The organism is Curtobacterium sp. PhB170 (assembly GCF_003752345.1).
Lineage (GTDB): Bacteria > Actinomycetota > Actinomycetes > Actinomycetales > Microbacteriaceae > Curtobacterium.
Map to the genome: position 1 here is coordinate 658,788 of NZ_RJUM01000008.1, position 25,658 is coordinate 684,445.

The 25,658-nt window shown below is 69.8% G+C and carries 22 protein-coding genes; 14 read left to right on the plus strand and 8 right to left on the minus strand.

Annotation, left to right across the window (positions count from 1 at the left end; genetic code table 11):
* The first annotated feature begins 40 nt into the window (after window positions 1-40).
* The 4 genes from EDF40_RS03625 (at window position 41) to EDF40_RS03640 (ending at window position 4,218) form a co-directional block, all read left to right on the plus strand.
* Window positions 41-970, plus strand: coding sequence for an ABC transporter permease (locus tag EDF40_RS03625; protein ID WP_123340693.1), 930 nt, complete (start codon window positions 41-43; stop codon window positions 968-970).
* Window positions 960-1,910 carry an ABC transporter permease gene (locus tag EDF40_RS03630; RefSeq protein WP_123340694.1) on the plus strand — a complete coding sequence of 317 codons (951 nt, stop codon included), beginning with the start codon at window positions 960-962 and terminating at the stop codon, window positions 1,908-1,910. The genes EDF40_RS03625 and EDF40_RS03630 overlap by 11 nt, the downstream gene beginning before the upstream one ends.
* Window positions 1,907-3,649, plus strand: coding sequence for an ABC transporter ATP-binding protein (locus tag EDF40_RS03635; protein ID WP_123340695.1), 1,743 nt, complete (start codon window positions 1,907-1,909; stop codon window positions 3,647-3,649). Before EDF40_RS03630 ends, EDF40_RS03635 begins: the two co-directional genes overlap by 4 nt.
* A 62-nt stretch (window positions 3,650-3,711) precedes the next feature.
* On the plus strand, window positions 3,712-4,218 hold the full coding sequence (locus EDF40_RS03640; RefSeq protein WP_123340696.1) for a PH domain-containing protein: 507 nt from the start codon (window positions 3,712-3,714) through the stop codon (window positions 4,216-4,218).
* 181 nt (window positions 4,219-4,399) lie between these two features.
* Here the strand turns inward: EDF40_RS03640 and EDF40_RS03645 are convergent, their stop codons facing one another.
* From EDF40_RS03645 to EDF40_RS03655, 3 genes are read right to left on the minus strand one after another with little or no spacing between them, the layout of a single operon-like run.
* A complete protein-coding gene (locus tag EDF40_RS03645; protein WP_123294114.1) occupies window positions 4,400-6,544 on the minus strand; it encodes a dipeptide ABC transporter ATP-binding protein in 2,145 nt (714 codons plus the stop codon).
* Window positions 6,537-7,475: an ABC transporter permease gene (locus EDF40_RS03650; RefSeq protein WP_123340697.1), complete on the minus strand. Its 939-nt coding sequence runs from the start codon at window positions 7,473-7,475 to the stop codon at window positions 6,537-6,539. The genes EDF40_RS03645 and EDF40_RS03650 overlap by 8 nt, the downstream gene beginning before the upstream one ends.
* A 3-nt stretch (window positions 7,476-7,478) precedes the next feature.
* Window positions 7,479-8,459 (minus strand): ABC transporter permease, encoded by a 981-nt coding sequence (locus EDF40_RS03655; protein ID WP_123340698.1) that lies wholly within the window; start codon window positions 8,457-8,459, stop codon window positions 7,479-7,481.
* A 256-nt stretch (window positions 8,460-8,715) separates the two neighbouring features.
* On the opposite strand from EDF40_RS03655, the gene EDF40_RS03660 reads away from it, so the two are divergent.
* A complete protein-coding gene (locus EDF40_RS03660) occupies window positions 8,716-10,434 on the plus strand; it encodes an ABC transporter family substrate-binding protein (protein ID WP_123340699.1) in 1,719 nt (572 codons plus the stop codon).
* 92 nt (window positions 10,435-10,526) lie between these two features.
* Here EDF40_RS03660 and EDF40_RS03665 read toward each other — a convergent pair whose 3' ends face one another.
* The 3 genes from EDF40_RS03665 to EDF40_RS03675 all read right to left on the minus strand — a co-directional run bounded on the left by EDF40_RS03665 (window position 10,527) and on the right by EDF40_RS03675 (window position 12,551).
* Window positions 10,527-11,078 (minus strand): PH domain-containing protein, encoded by a 552-nt coding sequence (locus EDF40_RS03665; protein ID WP_123340700.1) that lies wholly within the window; start codon window positions 11,076-11,078, stop codon window positions 10,527-10,529.
* Window positions 11,079-11,312: 234 nt separating this feature from the next.
* Window positions 11,313-11,792, minus strand: coding sequence for a peroxiredoxin (locus EDF40_RS03670; RefSeq protein ID WP_123340701.1), 480 nt, complete (start codon window positions 11,790-11,792; stop codon window positions 11,313-11,315).
* Between the two features lie 9 nt (window positions 11,793-11,801).
* Window positions 11,802-12,551, minus strand: a complete 750-nt coding sequence (locus EDF40_RS03675) for a CPBP family intramembrane glutamic endopeptidase (protein WP_123340702.1) — start codon at window positions 12,549-12,551, stop codon at window positions 11,802-11,804.
* 121 nt (window positions 12,552-12,672) lie between these two features.
* Here EDF40_RS03675 and typA point away from each other — a divergent pair, with 121 nt between their 5' ends.
* The 7 genes from typA (at window position 12,673) to EDF40_RS03710 (ending at window position 20,802) form a co-directional block, all read left to right on the plus strand.
* A complete protein-coding gene (gene typA / locus EDF40_RS03680; RefSeq protein WP_111084979.1) occupies window positions 12,673-14,595 on the plus strand; it encodes a translational GTPase TypA in 1,923 nt (640 codons plus the stop codon).
* Between the two features lie 66 nt (window positions 14,596-14,661).
* On the plus strand, window positions 14,662-15,855 hold the full coding sequence (locus tag EDF40_RS03685) for an amidohydrolase (RefSeq protein WP_185002715.1): 1,194 nt from the start codon (window positions 14,662-14,664) through the stop codon (window positions 15,853-15,855).
* A gap of 226 nt (window positions 15,856-16,081) precedes the next feature.
* Window positions 16,082-16,624: a hypothetical protein gene (locus tag EDF40_RS19105; RefSeq protein ID WP_123673112.1), complete on the plus strand. Its 543-nt coding sequence runs from the start codon at window positions 16,082-16,084 to the stop codon at window positions 16,622-16,624.
* Window positions 16,625-16,643: 19 nt separating this feature from the next.
* The gene (locus EDF40_RS03695) at window positions 16,644-17,834 is read left to right on the plus strand and encodes a PIG-L family deacetylase (RefSeq protein ID WP_185002719.1); all 1,191 of its coding nucleotides are present in this window, start codon (window positions 16,644-16,646) and stop codon (window positions 17,832-17,834) included.
* A 35-nt stretch (window positions 17,835-17,869) separates the two neighbouring features.
* The gene (fdxA, locus tag EDF40_RS03700; protein WP_069711637.1) at window positions 17,870-18,187 is read left to right on the plus strand and encodes a ferredoxin; all 318 of its coding nucleotides are present in this window, start codon (window positions 17,870-17,872) and stop codon (window positions 18,185-18,187) included.
* A 13-nt stretch (window positions 18,188-18,200) separates the two neighbouring features.
* Window positions 18,201-19,319 (plus strand): succinyldiaminopimelate transaminase, encoded by a 1,119-nt coding sequence (gene dapC / locus EDF40_RS03705; protein WP_123340706.1) that lies wholly within the window; start codon window positions 18,201-18,203, stop codon window positions 19,317-19,319.
* Window positions 19,320-19,503: 184 nt separating this feature from the next.
* On the plus strand, window positions 19,504-20,802 hold the full coding sequence (locus tag EDF40_RS03710; protein ID WP_123340789.1) for a citrate synthase: 1,299 nt from the start codon (window positions 19,504-19,506) through the stop codon (window positions 20,800-20,802).
* Between the two features lie 116 nt (window positions 20,803-20,918).
* Here EDF40_RS03710 and dapD read toward each other — a convergent pair whose 3' ends face one another.
* Complete coding sequence (gene dapD / locus EDF40_RS03715) at window positions 20,919-21,905, minus strand: 2,3,4,5-tetrahydropyridine-2,6-dicarboxylate N-succinyltransferase (RefSeq protein WP_123340707.1); 987 nt, start codon at window positions 21,903-21,905, stop codon at window positions 20,919-20,921.
* A gap of 131 nt (window positions 21,906-22,036) precedes the next feature.
* Between dapD and dapE the strand changes: the two genes are divergently transcribed.
* Complete coding sequence (gene dapE / locus EDF40_RS03720) at window positions 22,037-23,119, plus strand: succinyl-diaminopimelate desuccinylase (RefSeq protein WP_123340708.1); 1,083 nt, start codon at window positions 22,037-22,039, stop codon at window positions 23,117-23,119.
* Window positions 23,104-24,348 (plus strand): hypothetical protein, encoded by a 1,245-nt coding sequence (locus EDF40_RS03725; RefSeq protein ID WP_123340790.1) that lies wholly within the window; start codon window positions 23,104-23,106, stop codon window positions 24,346-24,348. The genes dapE and EDF40_RS03725 overlap by 16 nt, the downstream gene beginning before the upstream one ends.
* Here EDF40_RS03725 and EDF40_RS03730 read toward each other — a convergent pair.
* Window positions 24,327-25,562, minus strand: coding sequence for an AI-2E family transporter (locus EDF40_RS03730; RefSeq protein ID WP_243692372.1), 1,236 nt, complete (start codon window positions 25,560-25,562; stop codon window positions 24,327-24,329). The genes EDF40_RS03725 and EDF40_RS03730 overlap by 22 nt on opposite strands.
* Between the last annotated feature and the right edge of the window lie 96 nt (window positions 25,563-25,658).

A 25,658-nucleotide genomic window follows, 5' to 3' on the forward strand; every position in this document is an offset into this window, starting at 1 on the left:
TGAACCTGATCGACATCGCTCCGGACCGGGCAGGGATCTGATGCTCTGGTACCTCGGAAAGCGCCTCCTGCAACTCATCCCCGTGTTCTTCGGGGCCACGTTCCTCATCTACTTCATGGTGTTCTCGCTGCCCGGCGACCCCATCGCAGCGCTGTTCGGCGACCGCCAGCCGTCGCCGCAGGTCATCGAGACCCTGCGCCAGCAGTACAACCTGGACAAGCCGTTCATCGTCCAGTACCTGCTCTGGATCGGCGGCGTGTTCCGCGGCGACCTCGGTGTGACCTACTCCGGTCTGCCGGTCAGCCAGCAGCTCGCCTCGGCGTTCCCGATCACCGCTCGTCTCGCGATCCTCGCGCTCGTGTTCGAGGCCGTCGCCGGCATCGTCGTCGGTGTCGTCGCGGGTCTGCGCAAGGGCAAGCTGTTCGACGCCACAGCGCTCGTCGTCTCGCTCCTGCTCATCTCGGTGCCGACCTTCGTCGTCGGGTTCGTGCTGCAGTACGTGTTCGGCATCAAGCTCGGGTTGTTCCGGGTCACGGTGTCCGGGCAAGCGCCCTGGGACGAACTGATCCTGCCGGCGATCGTGCTGGCGTCCGTGTCGTTCGCCTACATCGTGCGGCTCACCCGTGCGAGCGTGGCCGAGAACACCACGGCGGACTTCGTGCGCACCGCCACCGCGAAGGGCCTGCCCCGTCGTCGTGTGGTCGGCGTGCACATCTTCCGGAACTCGCTCATCCCCGTGGTGACCTACCTGGGTGTCGACATCGGCAACCTGATGGTCGGCGCGATCGTCACCGAGGGCATCTTCAACATCAACGGTGTCGGCGGCACGGTCTTCCGCGCCGTCAAGCTCGGCGAGGGCCCGACGGTGGTCTCCTTCGTCGCCGTGATGGTCATCATCTTCATGCTCGCCAACCTCCTGGTGGACCTGCTCTACGCCGTCCTGGACCCGAGGATCCGCTATGCCAAGTAACGCCGCACCCCGCTCGGCGACGCACTTCGTCGCCCCGCTGGAGGAAACGCCCCTGCAGGCGATCGACCAGGTCAACGAGGACGAGAAGACCCGTTCCCTGTGGACCGACGCCTGGGAGTCCATGCGGACCCGTCCGACGTTCTGGATCTCCTCGATCCTGATCCTGCTGATCATCGTCGTCGCGGTCTTCCCCGGGCTCTTCGCCCACGTCGACCCGCGTGCGTCGAACCTCGACAACAGCGACGGCGGGCCCGAGGCCGGGCACATCCTCGGCTTCACGCGTCAGGGCTCCGACGTCTACGCCCGCGTGATCTGGGGCGCCCAGAACTCGCTCATCGTCGGCATCGTCGCGACGGTCTTGGTGTCCATCGTCGGCATCGTGATCGGTGCGCTGGCCGGGTTCTACGGCGGCTGGCTCGACACGATCGTGTCCCGCATCGGTGACATCTTCTTCTCGATCCCCACCGTCCTCGGTGCGATCGTGATCATGTCGGTCATCCCCGCGCGGAACGCGATCACCGTCGCGCTCGTGCTGTCGGCCTTCGCGTGGCCGCAGATCGCCCGCATCATGCGTGGTGCCGTCCTGAGCGCCAAGCAGGCCGACTACGTCATGGCGTCGGCGGCCCTCGGCGTCAGCCGGTTCAAGACGCTCGTGCGCCACGTCATCCCGAACTCGCTGGCTCCGGTCATCGTGGTCGCGACCGTGTCGCTCGGCACGTTCATCGTGGCCGAGGCGACCCTGTCGTTCCTCGGCATCGGACTGCCGCCGTCGGCCCTCAGCTGGGGTCTCGACATCGGCACGGCGCAGACGTCGATCCGCACCAACCCGTCGACGATCTTCTGGCCGTCGGCCGCGCTGTCCATCACCGTGCTCGCGTTCCTGCTCCTCGGTGACGTGGTGCGCGACGCGCTCGACCCGAAGGCGAGGGCCCGCCGATGAGCGAGACGCTGACCAACCCCACCGGCCGACGCACCAACGCCGACGGTGCTCCGCTGCTCGAGATCCGCGACCTGCAGGTCGGCTTCAAGACGCAGTCCGGTCTCGTGCAGGCCGTGCGCAGTGTCGACCTCACCCTCGAGCAGGGCGAGCGTCTGGCCATCGTCGGCGAGTCCGGTTCCGGCAAGTCGACGAGCGCCCAGGCGATCATCAAGCTGCTGCCCGGCACCGGCCAGGTCACCGGCGGGTCGATCAAGTTCAACGGGCGCGAGCTCGTCGGGCTGAGCGACAAGGAGATGTCCGAGATCCGCGGGAAGGAGATCGGCTACGTCCCGCAGGACCCGATGTCGAACCTCAACCCGCTGTGGTCGATCGGTTTCCAGGTCGAGGAGGCGATCCGTGCGAACGGCATGGCGACCGGCAAGAAGGCCGTCCGTGACCGCGCGATCGAGGTCCTGAAGGAAGCCGGCCTCGGCGATGCCTCGACCCGCCTCAAGCAGTACCCGCACGAGTTCTCCGGTGGTATGCGCCAGCGCGTGCTCATCGGCATCGGTCTGTCGAGCCGCCCGCAGCTGCTCATCGCCGACGAGCCGACGAGCGCGCTCGACGTCACGGTCCAGCGCGTCATCCTCGACCACCTCGAGAGCCTGACCCGCGACTTCGGCACCTCGGTGCTGTTCATCACGCACGACCTCGGACTCGCCGCCGAGCGCGCCGAGAAGCTCGTCGTGATGTACAAGGGCCAGGTCGTCGAGGCCGGTCCCTCGAAGGAGATCCTGGCCAACCCGCAGCACCCGTACACGCAGCGTCTGGTCGCTGCGGCGCCCTCGCTCGCGAGCCGCCGCATCCAGTCGAAGGTGCAGCACGAGCGCATCGAGATCGCCGACGCCGGCAGCGACGACGCCGAGCTCATCGCCCGGGCGCAGGAGCGCGAGCACCGTCCGGCCGAGGACCTCATCGTGGTGAAGAACCTCGAGAAGATCTACAAGCTGCGCGGCAAGAGCCTCGCCACCCGCGAGCTCAAGGCCGTCGACGACGTGTCGTTCGCGATCCCGAAGGGCACCACCACGGCGCTCGTCGGCGAGTCCGGCTCGGGCAAGTCGACCGTCGCCAAGCTGGTGCTGCAGCTCGAGAGCATCTCGAGCGGCACCGTGCAGTTCGACGGCATCGACATCGGCGCCCTGAAGGGCAAGGACCTCTTCGACTTCCGCCGCCGCGTGCAGCCGGTGTTCCAGGACCCGTACGGCTCGCTGGACCCGATGTACAACGTCGGGAACACGATCGCCGAGCCGCTCGCCACGCACAAGGTGGGCGACAAGGCGTCGCGTCGGGCCCGCGTGCTCGAGCTGCTCGACCAGGTCGCGCTGCCGAAGTCGATGGTCAACCGCTACCCGAACGAGCTCTCGGGTGGGCAGCGGCAGCGCATCGCCGTCGCTCGCGCGCTCGCACTCAAGCCGGAGGTCATCGTCCTCGACGAGGCCGTCTCCGCGCTCGACGTGCTCGTGCAGGGGCAGATCCTCGACCTGCTGACGGAGCTGCAGACCGAACTCGGCCTGACCTACCTGTTCATCACGCACGACCTGGCGGTCGTCCGCCTGGTCGCGGACAACGTGTGCGTCATGCGCCAGGGCAAGATCGTCGAGAAGGCGACGACCGACGAGGTCTTCGCCGCCCCGAAGGAGCAGTACACGAAGGACCTCCTGGCCGCCATCCCCGGCGCCGGGTTCGAGTTCGGACGCTGATCCTGCTGGACACGAACGAGGCCGGACGGCCCGTCGTCCTCCGCGCTGGTCGCGGAGGCGCCGTGGCGGCCGGCCTCGTCGCCGTCCTGGGCCTCTTCCTGCTGGTCGACGCGGCCGTGCGCGGCAGCTGGATCGTGGTGCTCGACGCCGTCGGACCGATCGCCGTGCTCGTCTGGGTCCTGTGGGTGCTCACGTACCGCCCGTGCATCCGCATCGACGACACGGCCGTCACCGTCGTCAACCCGCTCCGCCGCACCGTGGTGCCGTGGCACGCGGTCGCCGACGTCAAGCTCCGCTGGCAGATCGTCATCGAGACGGTCGCGGGCCGTCGCGTGCAGTGCTGGGGCGGCCCGTCGCTGCCCCGGCCGAAGCCGGCCCGGCGCGGCGAGCGTGCCGTGCTGCGCCAGCCGGACGAGATGACCGTGCTGCTCGACCGCTGGGCTGAGCAGCGTGCCGTCGCCGGTGACGGCGACGCCGTGCGCGGCTGGGACCGCCCCGCCGTGATCGTCGGTGCGGTCGCGCTGGCGCTCCTCGTGGTCTCGCTGCTGAGCCTGACGCTGGGCGGCTGACGCGGCTCGCGATCGCGACCACGAGACGGACGGGAGGCCCGGTGCACGACGTGCGCCGGGCCTCCCGTCCGTCTGCTGGTCAGGTCAACTGCCGCGCTTGGTGAGCAGAGATGGTCGGGTCCGCGAACAGGACCCGACCATTCCTGCTCACGATGTGGAGCGGTGAACGTGACCCGCGTCGTCAGACGACCGCGCCGACCCGCTCGGTGAGCAGGTGCTCCTGGTCGGTCTGGATGCACGCGACACCACGGCCGTGCACGTCCTGCAGGCGTGGGTCGACGGTACGGCACTGCTCCTGCCGGCCCTCGTCGAGGAGCTGGTAGAGCGGGCAGCGGGTGCGGAACCGGCAGCCGTCGATGCGCTCCGTGGGCGAGGGCAGGTCGCCGTCGAGCAGGATCCGCCCGCGGGCGGCCTCGGCGGACGGGTCCGGCACCGGCACGGCCGACAGCAGGGCCCGCGTGTACGGGTGCTGCGGGTCGGAGAACACCTTGTCGCCGTCGCCGTACTCGACGATGCGGCCGAGGTACATGACCGCGACGTCGTCGGCGATGTGCCGCACGACGGACAGGTCGTGGGCGACGAACAGGTACGACAGGCCGAGGCGGTGCTTCAGGTCCTCGAGCAGGTTGATCACGCCGGCCTGCACCGAGACGTCGAGCGCCGAGACGGGCTCGTCGAGCACGAGGATCTTCGGCTCGACGATGAGCGCGCGGGCGATGCCGATGCGCTGCCGCTGGCCACCGGAGAACTCGTGCGGGTACCGGTCGATGTAGCTCGGCTCGAGCCCGACGAGCTCGAGGACCTCGCGGACCCGCCGGCGGATCTCGTCCTTCGCGACGCCGTGCACCGTCAGCGGTTCACCGATCACCGAACCGATGTCGAGCCGGGGGTCGATCGACGCCATCGGGTCCTGGAACACGACCTGGATGTCGCGGCGGATCGCCAGGCGGTCCTTCTTCGACAGCGACGCGGTGTCGACGCCGTTCACCCGGATGGTGCCCTGCTGGGCGCCGGCGAGCTCGAGGATCTCCATGATCGTGGTGGTCTTGCCGCAACCGGACTCACCGACCAGCCCGAGCACCTGCCCGCGCTTCAGCGTCAGGGAGATGCCGTCGACCGCGTGCACCTCGCCGATCTGCCGGCGGAAGAGCGCGCCCTTGGTGAGCGGGAACGTCTTGACGACGTCGGTGAGCTCGAGCACGACGTCGTCGCCGTGGTCGACCGCCGCCTCGGGGATGTCCTCGGGGCGGGGGAAGATCTCCGACCGTTCGAGGGTGCCCGCGGCGATCTCGTCGCGACGGATGCACGCGGCGGTGTGGTCGTCGAGCAGCGTGCCGTTGCCGATCGTCGGGACGGTCCCGGTCAGGACCGGGTTGTCGCCGCTCTGCGGGACGGTCGGCTCGACCAGCGCGGGTTCGCCGTCGCGGCAGGCGTCGATGACCGCCGGGCAGCGGTCGGCGAACGGGCAGCCGGTCGGCTTCTGCGTGAGCAGGGGCGGGCGGCCCTCGAGCGGGACGAGCCGTTCGGTGCGGGCCGCGGTCATGTTCGGCATCGAGCGGAGGAGCCCGATCGTGTACGGCATGACGGGTTCGCGGAACAGCGGCTCGACCGGAGCCGTCTCGACGATGCGGCCCGCGTACATCACGGCGACGCGGTCCGCGTTGCCGGCGACGACACCGAGGTCGTGCGTGATCAGGACCACGGCGGCACCGGTCATGTCCTTCGCCGTCTGCAGCACGTCGAGGATCTGCGCCTGGATCGTGACGTCGAGCGCGGTGGTCGGCTCGTCGGCGATGATCAGCTTCGGGTCGTTCGCGATGGCGATGGCGATCATCGCGCGCTGCCGCATGCCGCCGGAGAACTCGTGCGGGAACGCGTCGAGGCGCCGAGCGGGGTTCGGGATGCCGACGACGCGCAGCAGTTCCTCGGCGCGGGTGCGGGCGGCGTGCTGGGTGAGGGAGCGGTCGTGCAGTCGCAGCCCCTCGATGATCTGCTGGCCGATCGTGTACACGGGCGTCAGAGCGGACAGCGGGTCCTGGAACACCATCGCGATGTCGCCGCCGCGCAGGCGGGACATCTCGCGGTCGTTCTTGCCCAAGAGCTCTTGGCCGTCGAAGCGGATGCTGCCCTCGACGTGGGCGGACGACGGGAGCAGACCCATCACGGCCATCGAGGACACCGACTTGCCGGAGCCGGACTCGCCGACGATCCCGAGGAACTCGCCGGGGGCCACCGTGTAGTCGACCCCGCGGACGGCGTAGACGGGCTTGGTCTTCGGGTTGAACGTGACCGACAGGTCGGACACGGTCAGCAGCGGCTCAGTCACGGTTGGCTCCGGAGGTGGGGTCGATGGCGTCGCGCAGGGCGTCGCCGAGCAGGCTGGTCGAGAGCACGGTCGCGACGAGGGTCGCGGCGGGCAGGACGAACAGCCACGGGCGGGTGACGGCGGACTGGCTGCCGGCGGCGAGCAGGGTGCCGAGCGAGACGTCGGGGATCTGGATGCCGAAGCCGAAGAAGCTCAGCGAGCTCTCCGCCAGGATCGCGGCCCCGACGCCGAGCGTCGCGTCGATGATGAGCAGGGACGCCACGTTCGGCAGGATGTGCCGTCGGATGATCGTGAACGCCGGGACGCCCATGAAGCGGGCGGCCTTGACGTAGTCGCGTTCGCGCAGGGACATCGTCTGGCCGCGGATCACGCGGGCCATCACCATCCAGCTGAACACCGCGAGGCCGACGATGAGCGCCACCCACGTCAGGTTCTTGAACACCGGGCTGAGGAGCACGAGCGCGTAGAACGACGGGATCACGAGCAGCAGGTCGATGACCCACACGAGCACGCGGTCCACGGTGCCGCCGAAGTAGCCGGCGATCGCACCGACGATGCCGGCGATCAGCGTGGCGGCCGGACCGGCGATGAGGCCGATGAGCAGCGACTTCTGCAGGCCGACGAGCGTCTGCGCGTAGATGTCCTGGCCGATGTCGTTCGTGCCGAACCAGTGCGCGGCGCTCGGCGGCATGCCGAACGCCAGACCGTCGGAGTCGACGGCGTTCCAGTGGTACAGGTGCGGGCCGACGAAGGCCCACAGCAGGATGAGCAGCAGGGCGCCGCCACCGATGCGGGCACGCCAGGTGCCGAACACCTTGCGCCAGAGCGGCGTGCGGCCGCCCTTGACCTCGATGACGTGCGCCGGGGTGCCGGCGTTGCCGTCACCGGGGTCGCCGGCGGTGGTCGTGGTCGTGGGGTCGAGAACAGACACGGGTCACACCCTCACTCGCGGGTCGAGCGCGGCGTAGAGCAGGTCCGCGAGGGTTCCTGCGATGAGCACGAGGATCGCCGTGAAGAGGATCGTGCCCGAGGCCGCGTTGATGTCGTTGTTGGTGATGCCCTGGACGAAGTACTCGCCCATGCCGTGCCAGCTGAAGACCAGCTCGGTGATGCTCGCGCCGGTCAGGATCAGCCCGAACGAGTACGCGAAGAACGTCGACATCGGGATGAGGGCGACGCGGACGCCGTGGCGCATGATGGCCGATCCACGCGTCCGGCCCTTCGACCGCGCGGTGCGGATGAAGTCGTTCGACAGCACGTCGAGCATCGCGGAGCGCTGGTACCGCGAGTACGTGGCGACGGCGCCGATGGTCAGCGAGATCGTGGGTAACAACAGGTGGATCAGTCGGTCGCCGAGCACCGGGAAGAACCCGTTCACCCCCGGCGTGTACTCACCCGTGAACCGGATCACCTGGGTGCCGAGCCCCTGGTTCATCGCCGTCGCCAGGATCATCAGGACGACCGCGATGACGAAGGTCGGGGTCGCGAGCACCGCGAACGACAGGTACGTCGAGACCTGGTCCGACGTGCGGTACTGGCGGACGGCGTTCCAGACACCGAGCAGCACCCCGAGGATCGCGCCGAGCAGGGTGCCGATGACCAGCAAGCGCAGGCTCGTGCCGGAGCGGGCGACGATGTCGGCCGTGACCTCGGTGCCGCGGGTGCTCATGCCGAGCGACCCGTGCGTGACGAGGTTCGACCACCAGGTCCACGTCCGGACGATGAGCGGGGTGTCCGGATCGGCACCGAGCTTCCGCAGGGACGCGTCGATCGTGCCCTGCGGCACGGCCGGGTTGCGGCCCAGGAACCGGGCAGCCGGGTTGAGCGTGCTGCTGGCGAGGATGTAACCGAGGGTCGTCGCGACGATCGTCAGGACGATGTAGTTGACGATCCGCTTTGCGATGAAGGCAAGCATGTACTGGGACCTCGTGGGGTGCGGCCGTCCGTCCGGACGGCGTTGTCGGTGGCGACAGGTTAGCCGCTCGCGACGGAGGGGTGGGACTTCCGTTGTGACGCTATGCAACATTCGTTACGAGCATGTTTCGATTCCCCACATCAACCCTTGTGGAGCCTTCGGATGTGACTAGGGTTCTCAACCAACAGGCGTGGCGGCGGGGGTCGCCGCGTTCCAGCGCGAACTGCGCGAACCACAACGAAAGGGAATCCTCGCCATGCGAAAGAGGATCAAGGGCATCGCCGTGCTGGCCACCGCTGCGGCTGCGGCCGTCGTGCTGGCCGGCTGCTCCGGCGGTGGACAGGCGGGCAACAGCAGCTCCGCGGTCGCCGAGTCGTCGCTGAAGTCGACCGGCTGGACCGTCGCGGACCGCGCGGACGTCAAGGACGGCGGGTCGATCACCCTGCCGATCGACACCGCTCCGGCGAACTTCCAGATCAACAACCTCGACTCCGGAACCGTCGACGACCAGACGATCTCCGGTGCGTACCTGCCGGGCTTCATCCAGTTCAAGGAGAACGGCGAGTGGGAGGTGAACAAGGACTTCGCGACCTCGGTCGAGCTGACCAAGGACTCACCCCAGACCGTCGAGATCAAGATCAACCCGAAGGCCGTGTGGTCTGACGGCACCCCGATCAGCGCGAAGGACGTCATCGCCAACTGGAAGGCGCTGAACGGCACGAACAAGGCCTTCGCGCCCCTCGCCACCAACGTGTGGGAGGACGTCGACTCGGTCAAGCAGGGCTCGGACGAGCGCGACGTCATCATGACGTTCTCGAAGACGAACGCCGACTGGGCGAGCGTCCTGGGCTCCATCTACCCGTACTGGGCCGTCGACACCCCCGAGCACTTCAACACCGCCTGGGCCAAGGGCCCGTACGCCGCTGACGGCAAGACCTACGTCTCCGGTGGCCCGTACATCGTGAAGTCCTTCGACGCCAACGGCGGCGTCCTCACGTTCGAGAAGAACTCGAAGTGGTGGGGCGACCCGGGCAAGCTCGACACCATCGTCTTCAAGACGGTCTCGCGTGACGGTGTCGCGCAGGCGTACGGCAACAAGGAACTCGACGCGTTCAACCTGAACGGCAGCGCCGACAACCTCAAGACGGCGAACTCCCGCTCCGACTCGAAGATCGAGCGCTCGCTCGGCACCACGCAGCGGCAGATCACGCTGAACGGCACCTCGGACGTCTTCAAGGACCAGGACGTGCGCCAGGCGTTCGCCCAGGCCATCAACCGCAAGGTCCTCGCCCAGGCGATCCTGTCGCCGGTGAAGAGCCCGGGTGACGTGCTCAACAACCTGACGTACCTGCCCGGTCAGGAGGGGTACAAGGACGACGTCTCGTCGGTCTACGGCTACAGCACCGACAAGGCGAAGTCGAAGCTCGAGGACGCCGGCTGGAAGGTCGGTTCGGACGGCTACGCGACCAAGGGCGGCAAGGAACTCGACGTCCGCTTCGTGATCCCGTCGGACAACCCGAACTCGGCGAACGTCGCGCAGCTCGTGCAGCAGCAGACGAAGCTCGCCGGCTTCAAGGTCACGATCGACACCGTCCCCTCGGACGACTTCTTCACGAAGTACATCACCACCGACGGCCGTGACTTCGACGCCACGTACTTCGCGTGGCAGGGCACGCCGTTCCCGATCTCGTCGCTCAAGTCGATCTACTACCCCGCCGACGCCGGCCAGAACTACACCGGCGTGACGGACGACTCGCTCGGCGCGGCATGGGACAAGGCGAACGCCGAGCTCGACGCCGACGCCCGCATCAAGGACGCACAGGCGATCGACAAGAAGATCGTCGCCGTCGCCGGCACCATCCCGCTGTTCGCCGAGCCGTACGCCTGGGGTGTGCGCAAGGACCTCGTGAACTACGGGCCCGCGCAGTTCCAGCAGTACTCGGTCAAGTGGCAGGACGTGGGCTACACCAAGTAGTCCCGCGGTCGCACGACCCGCAACGACACCCCCGACGTCGCACGACGTCGGGGGTGTCGTTCTGCGTCGGCGGGGGCGTGGACGCCCGGACGCTACAGCCGGGCCGCCGCCAGCGACGCCGCGATCCCGAGCACGACGAACGCCAGGACCGTCCAGCCGTGCACCCGGTGGGCGATCGGCGCCGCCGTCACGGTCGCGGGCGGCGGGCCGTCCTGCGGGGCCGGGGCGGGTACGAGGGCCAGCATCCGCGCGGCCGCAGCGTCGACGTCGAGGTGATCCGGGCCTCCCGGTCGGCCCTGGACCTGGGCGGTGAGCCGCGCGGTCGGGCGCGTCGCGATCCAGACGCGGCGGACGCCCTCACTCGTGACGACCTCGATGCCGTACTTCGTGCGCACCTCGGTGACGCGCGACCACGTGTAGGTGCTGGTGCGGCGGACGTCCACGATCCGCAGGTGCTCGGGCGTCAGCTCGATGCGCGGCCGCCAGAGCGCGGCCCACGCCACGAACGCGATGCAGATGCTCGGGACCGGGACGAGCCACGGGTTGCTGCCACCGAGCAGTGCCAGGGGGACGAGCGCCACCGCGACGACCCAGAGGACGATGGCGAGACGACGGAGACCCGGGGCGACGATGGTGGTGTGCACCGGACGAGGTTACGAGATGCCTCCCCGGAGACGCCCGGGGAGCGGGTGTGACACACCAGCGCGTATCTCCGGACGACCCGATTCCCCGGGGAGGCAGATCCTGCGTGGACCTCTCGTGCCGACAATGGTCGTCGCCCCCAGTTCGGGTGTCAATACCCCATGGCGACGGATTCCGAGATTCCCCACGCCGGGAACGGCGGGAACCGTCGGATCCGCGGGATCCGCGGGATCCGGTTACGAGACCAGCAGTTCGATCTGTTCTCGGATGGTCTCGGCCTTCGGGAACCGCAGACCGACCAGCCCGACGTGCCGCCACCGCACGATGCCGTCGGGGCCGATCACGAACACCGATCGGCGAAGTCCGATCCCCGGCGCACGCACGCCGTGGTCGCGGATCACCGAGCCGGCCGTGTCGCTCAGCAGGGGGAACGTGAGCGAGGAGCCGCGCGCGAACGTCTCGTGCGAGTCGAGGGCCTGCGGGCTGATGCCCCACACCACGGCGCCCAGTTCGTCGAACTCGTCGAGCTCCGCCTGGTAGCTGCACAGCTGCGCGGTGCAGACGGCCGTCGCGTCGCCGGGGTAGAAGGCGAGCACCACGGTCCGGCCGATCTCCGACGACAGGTCGTACTCGTCGTCGGTGCGGACCCCGTCGCGGACGATCATGCCCGGCAGGGTGAACGTCGGCGCGGACTCGCCGACCTCGGGGATGCTCATGTGCTCACGCTACGAGAACAACCGGGGGAACGCGCTCGCGACCCAGGGGTACCCGACGAACACCGCGGCGTCGAGCAGGCAGTGCGTGATGATCAAGGGCATCAGGCGGCCCCACTTCGTGTAGATCCAGCCGAACACGATGCCCATCACGGCGTTGCCGACGAACGCGCCGAAGCCCTGGTACAGGTGGTAGCTCCCGCGCAGCAGTGCCGTCGACAGGATCACCTGCCACCGCCCCCAGCCCAGGTCGCCGAGCCGGGCGTAGAGGTACCCGATCACGATGACCTCCTCCTGCAGGCCGGAGCGGATCGCGGAGAGCAGCAGGACCGGCACCGTCCACCAGTACGAGTTCAGGGCAGCGGGGTCCACGTTCACCGTGATGCCGAGCGCACGCCCGGCGAAGTACAGGGCGAGCCCCGGGATCCCGATGCACAGCGCGATGAGCGCCGGACCGCCCAGGTCGGGCTTCACCCGGAACCGGTCGATGCCGAGCCGGGACAGGTGCGGGCGGGACATGCTCCACAGCAGGAAGCAGACGAGCGCGACCGGTGCCAGGTCCACCGCGATGCCGAGCAGCTGCCGGGCCAGGTCGACGTACTGCACTGTCGTCGACGACGTGTTGAGCGCCGTGGACTGCTCGCCGAGCGGGGTCGTCTGCGACAGGTCGTCGATGATCTGGAGGATCGAGTACAGCGCGCTGGCACCCAGTGAGAGCAGCAGCACGATGGTGATCTCGACCCACGTTCGCCGTCGGCTCATCTGCTGTACTCCTGACGGTTGCGAACTACCGGTAGACTGGCGTGTCGGGCGTTCTGCCCGCGGGTGCGGTGCCGACAAATCACTGGCCCGACACTCTCCCAGAAATTGAAGGATGTCCTGTATGGCGCTCGCCACCCGGTCCGACCTGCGCAACGTCGCCATCGTGGCACACGTCGACCACGGCAAGACCACCCTCGTCGACGCGATGCTCACGCAGACCAACTCGTTCGACGCCCACTTCGAGGGCGAAGACCGCATGATGGACTCGAACGACCTCGAGCGCGAGAAGGGCATCACGATCCTCGCGAAGAACACGTCGGTGCTCTACAACGGCAAGCACGCGACCGAGTTCGGCGCGGACGGCCCCATCACCATCAACGTGATCGACACCCCGGGTCACGCCGACTTCGGTGGTGAGGTCGAGCGAGGCCTCTCCATGGTCGACGGTGTCGTCCTGCTCGTCGACGCGTCCGAGGGCCCGCTGCCCCAGACGCGCTTCGTGCTCCGCAAGGCGCTCGCCGCCAAGCTCCCGGTGATCCTGCTCGTCAACAAGACGGACCGCCCCGACTCCCGCATCGACGAGGTCGTCTCCGAGTCGCAGGACCTGCTCCTCGGCCTGGCGTCCGACCTGTCGGACGAGGTCGACGACCTCGACCTCGACGCGATCCTCGACGTCCCCGTGGTCTACGCCTCGGGTCGTGCCGGTGCCGCGTCGCGCAACAAGCCGGCCGACGGCTCGCTGCCCGACAACGACGACCTCGAGCCGCTGTTCGAAGCGATCCTGCAGCACGTCCCCGCGCCGAAGTACGACGACCAGCACCCGCTGCAGGCCCACGTCACCAACCTCGATGCGTCGCCGTTCCTCGGTCGTCTCGCGCTGCTGCGCATCTTCCACGGCACGATGAAGAAGGGCCAGACGGTCGCGTGGGTCAAGCACGACGGCACCGTCGTGAACGCCCGCATCACCGAGCTCCTCATCACCAAGGCCCTCGAGCGCTACCCGGCCGAGTCGGCGGGCCCCGGTGACATCGTCGCCGTCGCCGGCTTCGACACGATCACCATCGGTGAGACGCTGACCGACCCCGAGGACGTCCGCCCGCTGCCGACCATCACGGTCGACGACCCGGCGATCTCGATGACGATCGGCACGAACACCAGCCCGCTCGTCGGCAAGGTCAAGGGCCACAAGCTGACCGCCCGCATGGTCAAGGAGCGCCTCGACCGCGAGCTCATCGGCAACGTCTCGCTCAAGGTCCTCGACATCGGTCGCCCCGATGCCTGGGAGGTCCAGGGCCGTGGTGAGCTCGCGCTCGCCATCCTGGTCGAGCAGATGCGTCGTGAGGGCTTCGAGCTCACCGTCGGCAAGCCGCAGGTCGTCACGAAGCGTGACGAGAACGGCAAGCTGCAGGAGCCGTACGAGCACATGACGATCGACACGCCGGAGGAGTACCTCGGCGCGATCACGCAGCTCATGGCCGCTCGCAAGGGCCGCATGGAGAACATGACGAACCACGGCACCGGCTGGGTGCGCATGGAGTTCATCGTCCCGTCGCGCGGCCTGATCGGCTTCCGCACGTCGTTCCTGACCGAGACCCGCGGCACCGGCATCGCCAACGCGATCTCGCACGGCTACGACGAGTGGGCCGGCCCGATCCAGACCCGCATCAACGGCTCGATCGTCTCCGACCGTTCGGGTGTCGTCACGCCGTTCGCCATCACGAACCTGCAGGAGCGGATGACGTTCTTCGTCAACCCCACCGAAGAGGTCTACGAGGGCATGGTCATCGGCGAGAACTCGCGCGCCGACGACATGGACGTCAACATCACGAAGGAGAAGAAGCTCACGAACATGCGTTCGGCGAACGCCGACTCCTTCGAGTCGATGACGCCGTCGCGCCAGCTCTCCCTCGAGGAGTGCCTGGAGTTCGCGCGCGAGGACGAGTGCGTCGAGGTCACCCCGGCCGTCGTCCGCATCCGCAAGGTCGAGCTCGACGCGCAGGCCCGCCAGCGCTCGTACGCCCGCCTGAAGCGTCAGGACGCGTAAGCACCAAGCGACGCGTCGCGTCAGCAAGAGCACGACCTGAGGAGGTCGGGGGTTACGGTGGATGCCGTGACCCTCGACCTCCTCTCGCTGTACCAGGACCTGCACGCCCACCCCGAGCTCGGTTTCCAGGAGCACCGCACTGCGGACATCGTGGCCGACCGCCTCGCCGAACTCGGTGGCATCGAGGTGACCACCGGCGTCGGTGGCACCGGTGTCGTCGGCGTCCTGTCGAACGGCGAGGGCCCGGTCGTGTGGCTCCGCGCCGACATGGACGGCCTGCCGGTCCAGGAGCGCACAGGTCTGTCCTACGCCAGCCAGCACCGCGGCACCGACGAGGACGGCAACGACGTCCCGACGATGCACGCGTGCGGCCACGACATCCACGTCACCTGGCTGCTCGGCACGCTCGAGCGCCTCGTCGCCACCCGGGACCAGTGGAGCGGCACGGTCGTCGGCGTCTTCCAGCCGGCGGAGGAGGTCATCTCCGGCGCCCGCGCCATGGTCGAGGACGGCCTGGTCGACCGGTTCCCGAAGCCCGACGTCGTGCTCGGTCAGCACTCGGCTCCGGCCCCGGTCGGCATCGTCGCGATCGGTTCCGGCCCCGTGATGGCGTCGAGTGACCGGCTCACGGTGACCTTCAACGGTCGCGGGGCGCACGGCTCCGCACCGCAGGCCTCCCTCGACCCGGTCGTTACCGCCGCGTCCGCCGTCGTCCGGCTGCAGACCGTGGTCTCGCGCGAGGTCTCGCCGAGCGACGCCGGTGTCGTCACCGTCGGCAGCTTCCACGCCGGCACCCGCGCCAACATCATCCCCGACCAGGCCGTCATCGAGATCTCGACGCGTGCCCGCAACGAGGAGACCCGTGCGCGGATCATCGCGTCGATCGAGCGGATCGTCCGTGCCGAGAGCGACGCCGGCGGGCTGCCGGAGCCGACGATCGTGCGGTCGCCCGGTGCCGAGGTGACCGTGAACGACGCGGAGTCCGCTGCCCGGGTGCTCGCGGCCGTCAGCGCCGCCGTGCCGGGTGCGCGCGAGCTCGAGATCGGGCTGGCGATGGCGTCGGAGGACGTCGGGCAGCTCGCGACGGCGGCGGGCGTCCCGCTCGTGTACTGGTTCACGGGGATCACCGACCCGGAGCTGTTCCGCCGTGGCGAGGACATCCCGAGCAACCACTCGCCGTTCTACGCGCCGCAGGCCGAGACCGCGATCCCGGTGGGCGTCGACGCCCTGGTGGCCGCGACGCGCGCCTACGTCGCCTGACGCTTCCTTCCCATCGCGCGGGCGGTGGGAAGCGGGAACGGGCGTACCTGGTCGGAACGAAGGACCAGGTACGCCCGTTTCGGCCAGGCACGCCCGTTTCGGCCAGGTACGCGCGGGGCGGACGGGAGGCGCGGGGCGGCCCCGCCGCGCGGGTGACCGTTCCGGGGACAGGACGTTCACAGCCAACTCGCGCCGTGCCTCCCGGCTCACCCGTTACCGTCGGCGCATGCGTTCCCTCCGTACCCCGCTGATCGCCGCCGTCGCCGCCGGCATCGCCCTGGCCGGACTCACCGGCTGCTCGTCCGACTCCGTGAAGCAGGCGACGGACCTCGGGTCCTCGGTGGCCTCGACGGTCGCGGACGGCGTCGCGGGCATCGACGGCAAGGCGATCCAGGACGGCATGTCCTCGGTCGCGGGCGGCATTGACGGCGCGCTCGACACGGCGCTCAAGGGCGCGAACGTGACCTCTGACGGCAAGGTGCCCGATGGGTTCCCGTCGTCCGACGTGCCGCTGGTGGACGGCACGGTGCTCGGCGGGGGAGCGGGACCGAACGGCTCCGGGTGGGTCGTGCAGGTGCGCGCCGGGTCGGTCGACGACTTCGCCTCCGCCGCGCAGCAGCTCGCCGACGCCGGCTACACCGAGTCGGCGAAGCGTGCCGACTCGTCGAGTGCCTTCGGGATGTTCCGCAGCGACGGGTACCGCGTCGTGCTCACGTTCTCGGACGGCGACGACGGCGTCACCGCGACCTACATCGTCACGGCCCGCTAGTCCCGTACCCTTGGGGGCGATGTCGAAGGCCTCCGTCACGCGCCCCGAGCGCGTCCTGTTCGTGCACGCCCACCCCGACGACGAGACCCTGTCGTCCGGCGGGACGATCGCGACCCTGCTCGAGCTCGGCGCCGAGGTCACCGTGTTGACGGCGACCCGCGGTGAGCGCGGCGAGATGCTCACCGAGCGGCTCGCACCCCTGGCCGGCGACGCGCAGCGCGTCGCCGCGCACCGTGAGACCGAGATCGACGCGGCGCTCGCGGCCCTCGGCGGCCCGGCGCACCTGTGGCTCGGCGGTCGCGGTGCGCGGCCCACCGACCTGCCGGAACGACGGTACGTCGACTCCGGCATGCAGTGGGGGCCCGACGGCCGGGCGACCGCCGCCGACGACGCCCCCGTCGACTCGCTGACCGCCGCCGACCTCGGCGAGGTCGTCGACGACGTCCGTGCCGCGATCCGCTCCACCGGTGCGGACGCGGTCGTGAGCTACGCCGACGACGGCGGGTACGGGCACCCCGACCACGTGCGTGTGCACCACGCTGCTCGGTACGCGGCCCGGGCGGAGGAGGTGGCGTTCTCGATGATCGTCGCCCCGGACACCGGTGACGCCGACGTCACCGTCGACGTCCTGCCGGTGCGGGCGAAGGTGCGTGCCGCGGTCGAGCAGTACCGCTCGCAGGTCACGGTCGACCCGGTCGACCCCGCCGACCCGACCGCGCTGTCGTGGGTGATGCCGCACGGCGTCCGCGAGCACGCCCCCGCGGTCGAGGCCTTCCGGCACGACGCCGACCCGCAGCCCCCGGCGCCGCAGACCTACGCCGAGATGTCCGGTCAGGGCAAGGTCGCCGCGGTCGCCGTCGCGCTCGTGCTCGGGCTCGTCACCGGCGGCCTCGGCACCGTGACGCACCAGCAGACCGTCGGCGCCGCCGTGTTCCCGATCGGCATGGTGATCACCACGCTGCTCGTGATCGGGCTGACCGTGGGCATCCGGCTGCTGTACCGGTCGCGGGCGATGGTCGCCGCGATCGGCATCGGCATCCTCGTCGCCACGCAGGTGCTCGTCTCCGTCGGCGGCCAGGGCTCCCCGCTCGTGCTGGCGAACGCGGCCGGGTACGTCTGGACGTTCGCGCCCGCCGTCATCGCCGCCCTGGTGCTCGCGTGGCCGGACCTGTCGGGGCTGCGGTCCCGGACGGCCCCGGGCCGCGAGTAGACTCGAACCCGCTCGTCGAAGGGAGCACCCGAACCGTGACCTACGTGATCGCCCAGCCCTGTGTCGACGTCAAGGATCGTGCCTGCATCGACGAATGCCCCGTCGACTGCATCTACGAGGGCGATCGCTCGCTGTACATCCACCCCGACGAGTGCGTCGACTGCGGTGCGTGCGAGCCGGTCTGCCCGGTCGAGGCCATCTACTACGAGGACGACCTGCCGGACGAGTGGGCCGACTACTACAAGGCCAACGTCGAGTTCTTCCAGGAAGTCGGCTCGCCCGGTGGCGCCGCGAAGGTCGGTGTGATCCACAAGGACCACCCGGTCGTCATGGCCGAACCGCCCCGCGGCTGAGCCGGACACGCACGTGGCGCTCGACCTGCCCGACTTCCCCTGGGACCAGCTCGTCCCGTTCAAGCAGCGCGCGGCCGGGTACGAAGGCGGCATCGTCGACCTCAGCGTCGGTTCGCCCGTCGACCCCACCCCCGAGGTCGTCCGACGCGCCCTCGCCGACGCCACCGACGCGCACGCCTACCCGCAGGTCGCCGGCACCCCGGCGCTGCGGCAGGCCATCGCCGACTGGTACGGCCGCCGGCACGGGGTGCAGCTGACCGAGGCGCACACCCTGCCGACGATCGGGTCGAAGGAGTTCATCGCCGGCCTGGCGCTCTGGCTCGGCATCGGCGCCGGCGACACCGTGGTGTTCCCCGCCGCTGCGTACCCCACCTACGAGCTCGGCGCGGCCCTGGTCGGTGCGGACGCCCTCGCCTCGGACGACCCGGCGGCGTGGCCGGCGACGACGAAGCTGGTGTGGCTGAACTCGCCCGGCAACCCCGACGGCCGCGTGCTCTCCATCGACGACCTGCGCGCAGCGGTCGACCGCGCCCGCGAACTCGGTGCCGTCATCGTCGGCGACGAGTGCTACGCCGAGCTCGGCTGGGACCCGCAGTACGCGACCACCCCGACCCCCACGATCCTCGACCCCCGGGTCGTCGGCGACTCGGTCGACGGCGTGCTCAGCGTGTACTCGCTGTCGAAGCAGTCGAACCTGGCCGGGTACCGTGCGGCGTTCGTCGCCGGTGACGCCCTGATGCTCGCCGACGTGCTCGCGGTCCGGAAGCACGCGGGGCTGATGCCACCGCTGCCGGTGCAGGAAGCGATGATCGTCGCACTCGCGGACCAGACCCACGTGCAGCAGCAGAAGGCCCGCTACCGGGCGCGCCGGAACATGCTCCGACGGGCACTCGAGGACGCCGGCTTCCGCATCGAACACAGCGAGGCCGGCCTGTACCTCTGGGCGACCCGCGGTGAGCCGGCGCTCGACACGGTGTCGTGGTTGGCCGACCGCGGGATCCTCGTCGCACCGGGCACGTTCTACGGCACAGCGGGCGGGGAGCACGTCCGGGTGGCCCTCACGGCGACCGACGAGCGCATCGCCGCGGCGGCCCAGCGGCTGGCCAGCAGCCGTCGGCTCGGCACCGCGTAGCGCGGGGACGGACCCCGCGACCGGCCGGATCGTGCACTCCGCCCGGAGCGCAACCGGGGGTTCCCACCAAGTCGTGACCATCGATGTGTGCACGAGCGACAGACGCCGCGATTAGGCTGTCAACGTGACTGACACTGCCAACGACGCTCAGAAGACGGCCACACCGCCCACGACGCCCGTGCCCGTGAGTCCCGCCGCCGAACAGACGGGCGAGACCGCGACGCTGACGTACCCGGGCGGCAGCGCGGAGTTCCCGATCCTGCCGAGCGTCGACGGCGCGTCCACGATGGACATCTCGACGTTCAAGAAGCAGACCGGGATGAACACGCTCGACTACGGGTTCGTGAACACCGGGTCGACCAAGAGCGCGATCACCTACATCGACGGCGACGAGGGCATCCTGCGGTACCGCGGGTACCCGATCGACCAGGTCGCGTCGAACTGCACCTTCCTCGAGGTCGCGTGGCTCCTGATCTACGGCGAGCTGCCCGACGAGTCCGAACTCGCCGACTTCGACGCCCGCATCCGTCGGCACACCCTGCTCCACGAGGACCTCCGGCGCCTGTTCGACGCGCTCCCGCACTCCGCGCACCCGATGTCCGTGCTGTCCAGCGCCGTCAGCGCCCTGTCGACGTACTACGAGGACGACATGGACGTCGACGACCCGGAGAAGGTCGAGCTGCAGACCGTGCGGCTGCTCGCCAAGCTGCCGGTCATCGCCGCCTACGCGCACAAGAAGTCCATCGGGCAGGCGTTCCTGTACCCGGACAACGGGCTGTCGTTCGTCGACAACTTCCTGCGCCTGAACTTCGGCACCATGGCCGAGACCTACCAGCCGAACCCGGTGCTGTCGAAGGCCCTCGACCGGCTCCTCATCCTGCACGAGGACCACGAGCAGAACGCCTCCACCGCGACGGTCCGCCTGGTCGGCTCGACGAAGGCGAACATGTTCGCCTCGATCTCGGCCGGCATCAACGCCCTGTACGGGCCGCTGCACGGTGGCGCGAACGAGGCCGTGCTCGAGATGCTGCAGCAGATCAAGGACTCCGGCGAGCCGGTGCAGCGCTTCGTCGAGCGGGTGAAGAACAAGGAGCGCGGCGTGAAGCTCATGGGCTTCGGACACCGCGTCTACAAGAACTACGACCCCCGCGCGAAGCTCGTCAAGGAGTCGGCGGACGAGGTCCTCGAGTCCCTCGGCGTGCAGGACGACCTGCTCGACATCGCGAAGGAGCTCGAGCAGATCGCGCTGAGCGACCAGTACTTCATCGACCGCAAGCTCTACCCGAACGTCGACTTCTACACCGGCATCATCTACAAGGCGATGGGCTTCCCGCCGCGCATGTTCACGGTGCTGTTCGCGATCGGCCGCCTGCCCGGCTGGATCGCGCAGTGGCGCGAGCTGAACAACGACCCGCTCAACAAGATCGGTCGCCCGCAGCAGCTCTACGTGGGTGCGCCGAAGCGGGACCTCCCCGCGCGGTAGCCGCTTGGTGAGCAGAAATGGTCGGGTCCCGAGATGGGACCCGACCATTTCTGCTCACGAAGTGACGGACAGGAGGCCCGTGGCGGCCTGGCCACGGGCCTCCCGTCCGACGCGTCCTACGCGTGGAGCGCGGTGTTGAGCTGGATGCCCTCGCCCTTGCGTTGCAGCGCCTCGACGGCGCCGCTGACGCTGTTGCGCCGGAAGAGGACGTTCGGGGTGCCGGACAGCTCGGCGGCTTTGACGGTCTTCGGCGTGCCGTCCGGGTTCGGTGCGGCGCCGACCAGGACGACCTTCGTGCCGGCCGTGACGTACAGGCCGGCCTCGATGACGGAGTCGTCGCCGAGGGAGATGCCGAGACCCGCGTTCGCACCGAGCAGCGCGCGCTCGCCCAGGGAGACCCGGTGCGTGCCGCCGCCGGAGAGCGTGCCCATGATGGACGCCCCGCCGCCGATGTCGGTGCCGTTGCCGACGACGACGCCCTGCGAGACGCGGCCCTCGATCATGGCGTCGCCGAGGGTGCCGGCGTTGAAGTTCACGAAGCCCTCGTGCATGACGGTCGTGCCCGGTGCCAGGTGCGCACCGAGACGGACGCGGTTGGCGTCACCGATGCGGACGCGGTCCGGCACGACGTAGTCGACCAGGCGGGGGAACTTGTCGATGGCGTGCACGGCGATGCCCGCGCGCTGCAGCGACGGGCGCAGGCGGGTCAGGGACTCCGGGTGGACCGGCCCGGCGTTCGTCCACGCGACGATCGGCAGGTACCCGAAGACACCGTCGAGGTTGATGGTGTTCGGACGCACGTGCAGGTGGCTCAGCAGGTGCAGGCGCAGGTACGCGTCCTCGGTGCTGGTCGGGGCGGCGTCGATGGTGACCTCGGTGGTGACGGCCTCGATCCGGACCTCGCGGCGGGGGTCGTCGCCGACGTGCGCCTGCAGTGCTGCCGGGAACACCGCGTCGGTCGGCAGCGGGCCGAGGTGGGTCTCCGGGTACCAGGTGTCGAGCGTCGTGCCGTCGGCGGCGATCGTCGCGAGGCCGTGGCCCCAGGCGTGCGTCGGGCGGTCGGCGGTGGCGGTCGGGTCGATGGCAGCGGTCGTGTCGGTCACCGCACCAGGGTACCGACGCACTGGACGGGAGCACCGGACCGACCGGACGGACGCTGCGGAACCGCACCGTGCCTCCCGGCCGCCGTGCCGTGGGCCAGCGCGACGGGGGCGACGGCAGATAAGGTGACCGCATGCCGGAGCAGCTCGACCTCACCGCCTCGTCCATCGACATCACCCGTGCCATCTGCGACATCGAATCGGTGTCGGGGAACGAGCAGGCCCTCGCCGACGCGATCGAGGCGGTGCTCGCACCGCTGCCGCACCTCGAGGTGATCCGGGACGGCGACGCGATCGTCGCCCGCACGAACCTCGGCCGCGACCGCCGCGTCGTGATCGCCGGGCACATCGACACCGTGCCGCTCAACGACAACCTGCCCACCGAGTTCCGCACCACCGCGGACGGCACCGAGATCCTGTGGGGTCGCGGCACCGTCGACATGAAGGCCGGCTGTGCAGTGCAGCTCAAGCTCGCGTACGACCTGGTCGAGCCCTCGGTCGACGTCACGTGGGTCTGGTACGACCACGAAGAGGTCAGCGACCTGCTGAACGGCCTCGGCCGTCTCGCCCGGACCCGTCCGGAACTGCTGGCCGCCGACTTCGCCATCCTGGGGGAGCCGTCCGGCGCGCAGATCGAGGGTGGCTGCAACGGCAACCTCCGCGCCGAGATCCGCACGTTCGGCAAGCGCTCGCACAGCGCCCGCAGCTGGATCGGCGACAACGCGATCCACAAGACGGCACCGATCCTCGCCACGCTGGCCGCCTACGAGCCCCGCACCGTCACGGTCGACGGGCTCGAGTACCGCGAGGGCCTCAACGCCGTCGGGATCAGCGGCGGCATCGCGGGCAACATCATCCCGGACGAGGCGATGGTGCACGTGAACTACCGCTTCGCGCCGTCGCGTTCGGCCGACGAGGCCGTGGCGCACATCCGCGAGCTCTTCGACGGCTACGACGTGACCATCGTCGACCTCGCCGCCGGTGCCCGCCCCGGCCTCGACGCCCCGCTCGCGCAGGACTTCGTGTCGGCGGTCGGTGGCCCGGAGCCCCGCCCGAAGTACGGCTGGACCGACGTCGCCCGCTTCTCGGCGCTCGGGGTGCCCGCGGTCAACTACGGACCCGGTGAACCGGTCTTCGCCCACCACGACGACGAGCAGGTCCCGGTCGCGCAGATCACCGCGGTCGAGGCCGGCCTCCGTCGGTGGCTGACGGCCTGACGACGGCCGGGGCCACCCGGCCGACCCCTGCACGCACCCGCTGGCGCGCCCGCTACCGGGTGGTGCCGTGGTGGGTTCGCATCACGGTCGTCTACGTGCTCGCCCGGTTCGTCACCGGACTGATGATGCAGGCCTTCGCGAGCGTGCAGGCGGCGAACTCGTTCACCGTCCAGCACCCGGCGTACCTGTCGTTCGCGTCCATCTGGGACGGCGCCTGGTACCGCGTCATCGCGACCGGCGGCTACCCGTCGACCCTGCCCGTGGATGCGGCAGGGCACGTGACCGAGAACGCGTGGGCGTTCATGCCCGCGTACCCGTTCCTGGTGCGTGGCCTGATGCTGCTCACCGGAGCGTCGTTCGAGTTCGTCGCGGTGGCGGTCTCGCTGCTCGCCGGGCTCGGCGCCGCACTCGTGTTCCGTCGCCTGATGGGGCGCTTCCTGGACCCGGCGCGCGCGACCTTCGCCACGGTGCTGTTCTGCGTCGCGCCCGTGTCGGCGATGTTCCAGGTGGCGTACGCCGAGTCGATGGGGCTGTTCCTGCTGCTCGTCGCGCTGCTGCTCATGGTCGACCGGCGGTGGTGGACGATGCTGCCCGTCGTGCTGCTGCTCGGTATGACCCGGCCGACCGGGCTCGCGTTCGCGCTGCTCGTCGTGCTGTTCGTCGGCGCGTGGGCGATCCGGCCCGCGTGGGTGCGGTCGTCGGAGCCGCTCACCCTGCGCCGCCTCGTGCCGCCCGCCGTGGTCGCGGTCGTGTCCGGACTGGTCGGCCTGGCGTGGTCGGCGATCGCGTGGGCCGTCACCGGGGTGCCCAAGGCCTACACCGACACCGAGCTCGCCTGGCGGTCGTCCTACGTCGGGTGGCAGGAGCTCGTGCCGTTCGCGCCGTGGATCCAGGGCTTCGGGTGGTGGTTCCACCAGCCGGCCGGCGGGATCCTGCTGGCCGTCGTGGTCGTCGGCTTCGTGGCGTTCGTCTGCATGCCCGCGGCACGGGTGATCGGGATCGAGCTGCGGCTCTGGGGCATCGCCTACGTCGTGTACCTGCTCGCCGTGTTCTTCCCGCAGTCGAGCACCTGGCGGATCCTGGTGCCGATCGCGCCGCTGCTCGGCATCGTGGCGCTGCCGCGGTCCCGCGTGTACCGGGTCGCCGTCGTGGTGGCGTTCGTCGGGCTGCAGTGGGTCTGGCTGTACTACTGCTGGTGGATCGACGGCTACGACTGGACCCCGCCGTGATCGGCACGGCGCTCACGGGCCTGGGCACGGGCCAGGAGCCGTGCGGCGGGACCGCTCCGCTCGCGCTTCGGCACCGTCGCTGACATCGGCTCCGGGTCACCCGGCCGCCAGTTCGCCGCCGCCACGACCATCGCGTTGACGGTGGCGATGAACGGCACCGCGAAGAACGCGCCGACGACACCCGCGATCGTCGTGCCCGCGGTCACCCCGAGGACGACCCCGAGCGGGTGGACCTTGACGGCCGTGCCGGTCAGGAACGGGTGCAGGACGTGGCTCTCGAGCTGCTGCACGACCACCACGATGCCGAGCATCACGAGCGCCGGCACCCAGCCGTTGAAGACCAGGGCGATGAGCACCGCGACCGCACCGGCGACGATCGCCCCGACGACCGGGACGAACGCGCCGAAGAACACGATCACGCCGATCGGGATCGCCAGCGGGATCTGCAGGGCGAGCGCGCCGATGGTCACGCCGAGGGCATCGGTGACGGCGACGACCAGCTGGACGCGGATGAAGCTCGTCAGGGTCTTCCAGCCGGCGTGCCCGGCGACGTCGATGCGAGCACGTGCGCGCCGTGGGAAGAGCCGGACGACCCACCCCCAGATGCGCGGGCCGTCGATGAGCACGAACAGCGTCGTGAACACGATGATGAACAGCCCCTCGAGCACGTGCACGGCGCCGGTTCCAGCGGCCTGGAACCCGGACAGGATCGTCGCGGCGTGCGCCTGCAGGTAGTCGAAGCCGTTCGACACCCACGAGTCGACGTCCTTCGCCGTGATCCCGAACGGCTCGCTGTCGAGCAGGGTCCGCAGGGACTGCACGCTGTGGTGGAGCCGGCGTTCGAGCGACGGCAGGTCGGACCGCACCTGCTCGGTGACGAGCAGCGCCAGCCCACCGAGCGCCAGCACCAAGGCCACCAGGCTCGACAGCACCGCCGTCCACTTCGGCCACCGGTGCCGCTGCAGGAACGACGACATCGGCATGAGGAGCGCGCAGACCAGCAGCGCGATGAGGAACGGCACCACGATGTCCTGCAGCAGCACGACCAGCGCCACCAGGACGGCGAGGCCGGCACCGACGACGAGGATGCGCCAGGTGAACGCCGCGCCGATCCGCAAGCCGGCGGGCACTGCGTCGTCGGACCTGCCGGTCGGCTCGGACCGGTCGGGTCGTCCGCTGGGGGACTGACGGCGCATGGAGCGGATGTTCGGCATCCGCCAAGGTTACGAACGGAACCCGCGAAGAACCGCCGATCCGACACCCCCAACCTGGGCGGTTTCGCAGTTGCCCCATCAATACGAGATAATGAG

Coding starts and splice junctions, on each gene's coding strand:
- EDF40_RS03670 (WP_123340701.1), bottom strand. CDS start 11,792: ATGAGCATCCCCGAGGTCGGCGAGTCCGCGCCGACGTTCACCCTGCCG.
- EDF40_RS03635 (WP_123340695.1), top strand. CDS start 1,907: ATGAGCGAGACGCTGACCAACCCCACCGGCCGACGCACCAACGCCGAC.
- EDF40_RS03660 (WP_123340699.1), top strand. CDS start 8,716: ATGCGAAAGAGGATCAAGGGCATCGCCGTGCTGGCCACCGCTGCGGCT.
- EDF40_RS03730 (WP_243692372.1), bottom strand. CDS start 25,562: ATGCCGAACATCCGCTCCATGCGCCGTCAGTCCCCCAGCGGACGACCC.
- dapE (WP_123340708.1), top strand. CDS start 22,037: ATGCCGGAGCAGCTCGACCTCACCGCCTCGTCCATCGACATCACCCGT.
- EDF40_RS19105 (WP_123673112.1), top strand. CDS start 16,082: ATGCGTTCCCTCCGTACCCCGCTGATCGCCGCCGTCGCCGCCGGCATC.
- EDF40_RS03695 (WP_185002719.1), top strand. CDS start 16,644: ATGTCGAAGGCCTCCGTCACGCGCCCCGAGCGCGTCCTGTTCGTGCAC.
- EDF40_RS03625 (WP_123340693.1), top strand. CDS start 41: ATGCTCTGGTACCTCGGAAAGCGCCTCCTGCAACTCATCCCCGTGTTC.
- EDF40_RS03630 (WP_123340694.1), top strand. CDS start 960: ATGCCAAGTAACGCCGCACCCCGCTCGGCGACGCACTTCGTCGCCCCG.
- EDF40_RS03675 (WP_123340702.1), bottom strand. CDS start 12,551: ATGAGCCGACGGCGAACGTGGGTCGAGATCACCATCGTGCTGCTGCTC.
- EDF40_RS03655 (WP_123340698.1), bottom strand. CDS start 8,459: ATGCTTGCCTTCATCGCAAAGCGGATCGTCAACTACATCGTCCTGACG.
- typA (WP_111084979.1), top strand. CDS start 12,673: ATGGCGCTCGCCACCCGGTCCGACCTGCGCAACGTCGCCATCGTGGCA.